This is a genomic window from Chryseobacterium contaminans (genome assembly GCF_001684955.1).
Classification (GTDB): Bacteria; Bacteroidota; Bacteroidia; order Flavobacteriales; family Weeksellaceae; genus Chryseobacterium; species Chryseobacterium contaminans.
In genome coordinates this window covers 1-4,928 of record NZ_MAYF01000137.1, presented here as the reverse complement: position 1 = coordinate 4,928, position 4,928 = coordinate 1, and the positions used below count along the sequence as shown (strand labels likewise).

4 protein-coding genes are annotated in these 4,928 nt (G+C 35.8%); 2 read left to right on the top strand and 2 right to left on the bottom strand.

All coding sequences use genetic code 11. The annotated features are described in order from the left end of the window. Both BBH99_RS09690 and BBH99_RS09685 read left to right on the top strand, forming a co-directional pair. A partial coding sequence (locus BBH99_RS09690; RefSeq protein ID WP_228390777.1) for a multicopper oxidase domain-containing protein occupies positions 1–2,710 on the top strand: 2,710 nt, incomplete at its 5' end. A gap of 29 nt (positions 2,711–2,739) precedes the next feature. Beyond that, positions 2,740–3,375, top strand: a complete 636-nt coding sequence (locus tag BBH99_RS09685) for a DUF3347 domain-containing protein (RefSeq protein ID WP_066695029.1) — start codon at positions 2,740–2,742, stop codon at positions 3,373–3,375. A 134-nt stretch (positions 3,376–3,509) separates the two neighbouring features. On the opposite strand, the gene BBH99_RS09680 is transcribed toward BBH99_RS09685, so the two are convergent. Together BBH99_RS09680 and BBH99_RS09675 are read right to left on the bottom strand one after the other, a co-directional pair. Next, a complete protein-coding gene (locus tag BBH99_RS09680) occupies positions 3,510–4,010 on the bottom strand; it encodes a GNAT family N-acetyltransferase (protein ID WP_066695028.1) in 501 nt (166 codons plus the stop codon). Positions 4,011–4,019: 9 nt separating this feature from the next. Then, a complete protein-coding gene (locus tag BBH99_RS09675; RefSeq protein WP_066695027.1) occupies positions 4,020–4,598 on the bottom strand; it encodes a hypothetical protein in 579 nt (192 codons plus the stop codon). Between the last annotated feature and the right edge of the window lie 330 nt (positions 4,599–4,928).

Genomic DNA, 4,928 nt, shown 5'->3' with positions numbered 1-4,928 from the left:
CGCACAAACCACGAAAACCTATTATACCTGTCCTATGCACCCTGAAGTAGTTTCTTCAAAACCTGGAGACTGCCCTAAGTGTAACATGACATTGGTAAAGAAAACGGTTGCTGTACAACCTAAGGTTATGGCAAAGCCAGCACTAAAGCCTGTACCGAAAGTAGAAACAAAAACAAAACCTGTAGAAACAAAAGTAAATAAAACCAAGGTTGAAGTACCTAAAAAAACAAATCCGGTAAGGAAAGCAGAGCCGGCTCAACCTTCAATTTCATCTCCATCAAAACCCATATCTGAAGCTCAAATCACTTATACTTGTCCTATGCATCCTGAAGTAATTTCAGATAAGCCGGGAAAGTGTCCTAAATGTGGAATGGAACTGGTAGAAAAAGAGGATCACAAACATACCGCTGTTGAAAGTCCAAAAGGAGAGAAATCTGTATTAAAAAGAAATTCTGAAAACGGAAAACTTACTTTCGGAGGAAAAACAGTTCGTTATGACCTGTATGTAAAAGATACTATTGTCAATTTTACAGGAAAAAACAGAAGAGCAATTGCAATCAACGGTAAACTTCAGGCCCCAACGCTGTATTTTACAGAAGGAGATACTGCTGAAATTTATCTGCACAATATGCTGAAAGAGAATACAGGACTTCACTGGCATGGAGTAATTCTTCCCAATGAACATGATGGAGTTCCCTATCTTACAACAAAACCTGTAAAACCAGGGGAAACTCATTTGTATAAGTTTAAAATCTCTCAAAACGGAACTTATTGGTATCATTCTCACGAAGCATTACAGGAACAGATAGGAATGAACGGGATTTTAGTCTTTAAAAAGAGAGAAGGAGAGCCTAAAACTGAATATAATGCTGAAATTCCTGTATTATTGGGGGATTGGAGTGATGATGATCCTATGCAGATTGCCCGAAGATTGCACATGGCCAATACAGACTGGTATGCTGTGAAAAAAAATGCAGTTCAGAGTTACTGGGAGGCGATCAAATCAGGAAATTTAGGGACAAAGGCCCTGAACGAATGGAAAAGAATGGAAGCTATGGACGTGAGTGATGTGTATTACGATAAATTTTTAATTAATGGAGTGCCAAGTTCTGATTATGCTAACCTGAAAGCAGGAGATAAAGTGAGATTAAGAGTTGCTAACGGCGGTTCATCCACTTATTTCTGGCTGAATTATGGCGGCGGAAAGATAAAAGTAGTAGGAAATGACGGAAATGATGTAGTCCCTGTAGAAGTAGACCGGTTGATTGTCGGAGTTTCGGAAACCTATGATATTGAAGTCACCATTCCAGAGAATAAAAGCTTTGAATTCCGTGCCACTTCAGAAGACAGGATAGGACATGCTTCCCTTTGGCTGGGTTCCGGTGATAAAGTTGAAGCTCCTAATTTACCAAGACTGATGCTTTTTGAAGGAATGAAAATGATGAACGGAATGATGGAAATGAGCGGAAATATGAAGCCAATGACCATGACGATGGGAAATCAGATGATGGATATGAATGAAGTAATGTACCCTGAAATTCCAGAAAGTCAAAGAAAAATGACGGCAAAACACATCAACGAAATGATGGGCGTAAAGACGAAAGAGGATAAAAAGAGCGATGACCATTCTCAACATGATGGAATGGATATGAAGGAAGAAAAAACAATTAAGAGATTGTCTTATAATATTTTAAAGTCTCCCGAAAAAACAATACTTCCAACAGACAGTGTTCGTAACATGAAATTTACGCTGGAAGGAAATATGAACCATTATCTGTGGACATTAGACAACAAAACGGTGACAGAAACAGATAAAATTCTGATTAAAAAAGGAGAGATTTTAAGAATCAAACTGTATAATAACTCCATGATGCGCCACCCGATGCACCTTCACGGACATGATTTCAGACTGATTAATTCAAAAGGAGAATATTCACCCTTGAAAAACGTGGTAGATATCATGCCGATGGAAACCGTTACGATTGAATTTGCAGCCAATCAGGATGGAGACTGGTTTTTCCACTGTCACATCCTGTATCACATGATGGCCGGGATGGGCAGAATCTTCAGTTATGAAAATTCAAAACCCAATCCACAGCTTCCAAACAGAAAATTAGCATGGAAAAACTTTCTGAAAGACAATAAAATGGTAAGTTCTATGGCTATGCTGGACGTAGCAAGCAATAAAATCCACGCAGAAACCATGACGATGTTTGGTCCGAGATGGGCGAATCTTAATGAATTTCACACCAACTGGAACTTCGATCATTTTGAAGGAAGTGCAAAAGTGGGAAGATTCTTAGGGAAATTCCAGTGGGCATTACCGTATGCGGGATTCAGAGTTCAGAAAAACCATGAGATCATGGAAAGAGAAATGGCAGAAGACATGGGAATGGATTTCCATGGCAAGAAAACCTGGTTTGGACAGCAGAAAGCTTCAAAAAGCAGATATTCTTTCATTGTCGGGATGCAATATGTACTACCCATGTTGATTACAGCTGATGCCAGCGTAGACCAGAACGGGAAAGTATTATTGGAGCTGAGCAGAGAAGATATCCCACTTTCCAGAAGGCTGAGAGGAAATTTCAGCGTCAATTCCGATGGCGAATTTTCAACAGGAATCAGATATATCGTTCAGAAATGGTTATCTCTTTCCGGAAATTATGATAATGAAATGGGCTGGGGAGCAGGTGTTACCTTAACCTATTAATTTTTTTAACCCTATTTATTAAAGAAACAATGAAAAATATAATAACCGTATTGTTAATGGGAGCTACATTATATTCATGTACTAAACCTGAAAATAAAGCATTTGAAAATAAAGCAGCAGAACCGGAAGTTACAACCATAGAGAAAACCGACTCTGTTGTTGCTTCAAATCAAAGTCCAGAAGTAAAGGAAAGTTCGGAAGAAAACAAAAAAGAAACTGTTGAGCTTGCAGCTTTTCCAATACAGCAAGTAATCAAAGGATATCTTCCTTTAAAAAATGCTTTGGCTCAGGATGATGCTCAAAAAGCTTCCGATGCTGCTAAAAGCTTGCTTTCTATATTAAAGAAGATAGATATTGTAAAGACCAATGCAAAAGACAATTCTGAATTACGGGATATTTTGGAAAGCGCTTCAGAAAACGCAGAGCATATTGGTGAAAATTCTGGTGATATAGGACAACAGAGAGAATATTTACTTTCTTTGAGCAATGATATTACAGATCTGATTGAAGAAGTAGGAACCGGCGGTTTAAAATTATATCAGGATTTTTGCCCTATGTATAATAATGGGAGAGGAGGAACCTGGATTAGTGAGACAAAAGAAATTGTCAACCCTTATGAAGGAACAAAAATGCTTAACTGCGGATCTGTAAAAAAGGTTTTGTAGACAGACGAGCCATTTTTTATAATGAAACCTGTTATAGCCGGAAATTAGTTCCGGCTATTTTTTGATTAATGTTTTCAGGAATTAATCCTATCATAAAATTCCGTAATATATTTCTGTAAAGTGAAACAAAAAGATTATAATGCCAAAATATAGCTTTCCGATACCTTTTTGAAACCATATCTGTTGAAAAACTGATGCGCTCCGTGATTATTCACGCCGCTTTCCAGCAAAATAAAACTGATATTCCAGTTTTTAGATTCCTCGATGGCTTTTTCTAGCAGTTTACTTCCCAGAGATTGTCCTCTTACAGACTGATCCAGAAGCATATCCTCCAGTATCGCATACTTTTTAAAAGGACTGTTAATAATATTGAAAACTAACATACCTACGATTTCTGAACTCTCATTTTCCGCGATAAGAATATTTAATTTAGAACTTCCGTCTGAATTAAAATCTGTAAGGAGTTGTTCCGTTAGAATAACATCAAGGTCCGGATTCCAGTGATGGGTATCTATAGCTCTACCAGACATCATTTCGCCGTGGGAAATGTAAGAATCTGTTTTATGAGTGATAAAAAAATCTACCAGTTCTTTAACACGCGATTTATCTTTAAGCCAATGTGTAGTATAATTCATGAGGTGACGTTATTTTAATTTCTTTAATTCTTCCAGTAATTGATTCTGTTTATTGATAAACTGTTCCAAACTATCTGTTTTTAAAGGATGAGCCTTCTGGTACTTTTCAATTTCAGGCAGTGTTTTTCTGATTTTAAAAGCCATATAGTAACCATAAATATTTTGGCTATTTTTAGTTATTTTTAAAGATAGTTCTTTTAGCTTTTGTGTGTTTACATTGTATTGATCTGAACTTTCTTTTACCAGATTACTGATATTCTTTTTTAGAGCAGAATCATTAATGCTATTGGCTGCATATTCGGCATCTGAGTAATACTCATCATTTTTCCGAAGTATATCTTGGTACAGATTTTTTACTTTTCGGCTATCTTCCTGTAATATGACAATTTTTTCATCTAATTTTTTTAAACTTTCATCATTTTTAATTTGTTCATAATAAATTGCATCAAGCATATTTTGTCCTTTAATATATCTTGATGATGAAATTTTGGAGTCTGTATTATCTACAGCATTTTCTATAATCGGTTTGTTTTCTCTACAGGAAAGTAAAGATAAAGCTAATGCAGCTGCGAAAAGTATTTTTTTCATTGTGATGGTATTTGATATTTATATTTTGTTGGTGTATGCCTTATATATGGTATTAGTTGATGGTTTTTTAGAAATTGTTACAGAGGGTTCTCAACAGAGGATGAAAGTAAAATCATTCCGGCAAAAAGACAGAAAAAATCCTGATCCATACCTGTAAAAATAAAAAAACGGAGCTTGAAAACAGATTTCATCTGTAAAATAGCCTGCTTAAGAAAATCTTTTTTCTTCTTTATATTTTCTGAAGTTGAGTTTTAAAATCTTGATTTAAAGGTGTTATAAATACTCATTGATAGAATGTAAATCAAAATTATTGAAATTTAGAAATATATT

What these genes read in the sequence shown, in the direction of transcription:
- BBH99_RS09680 (WP_066695028.1), bottom strand. Translation starts at nt 4,010, where the DNA reads ATGAATTATACTACACATTGGCTTAAAGATAAATCGCGTGTTAAAGAA.
- BBH99_RS09675 (WP_066695027.1), bottom strand. Translation starts at nt 4,598, where the DNA reads ATGAAAAAAATACTTTTCGCAGCTGCATTAGCTTTATCTTTACTTTCC.
- BBH99_RS09685 (WP_066695029.1), top strand. Translation starts at nt 2,740, where the DNA reads ATGAAAAATATAATAACCGTATTGTTAATGGGAGCTACATTATATTCA.